The sequence below is a fragment of the Microcoleus sp. Z1_A1 genome, from assembly GCF_036700305.1.
Lineage (GTDB): Bacteria > Cyanobacteriota > Cyanobacteriia > Cyanobacteriales > Microcoleaceae > Microcoleus.
In genome coordinates this window covers 262,884-263,118 of sequence record NZ_JAUBOR010000002.1, presented here as the reverse complement: position 1 = coordinate 263,118, position 235 = coordinate 262,884, and the positions used below count along the sequence as shown (strand labels likewise).

Sequence of the window (235 nt, the reverse complement as noted above, 5' to 3'; positions counted from 1 at the left end):
ATTTTCCGTTTTTGGATCGGCAGGATTTGGATCGGAATTGGGATTTTCGGAAACAGTCGGATTTTTGGTTTGTGTCGCAGAGGAATTTTCCGTTTTTGGATCGGTAGAATTCGGATCGGAATTGGGAGTTTCGGAAACAGTCGGATTTTCAGTTTCTACTGCGGGAGAATCTGTTTTTGGATCGGTAGAATTCGGATCGGAATTGGGAGTTTCGGAAACAGTCGGATTTTTGGTT

The 235-nt window shown here is 43.4% G+C and carries 1 protein-coding gene; it reads right to left on the bottom strand.

The annotated features are described in order from the left end of the window. Positions 1-235 (bottom strand): hypothetical protein (locus QT973_RS02300; RefSeq protein WP_333056688.1); only part of this gene is annotated, 235 nt, incomplete at both ends.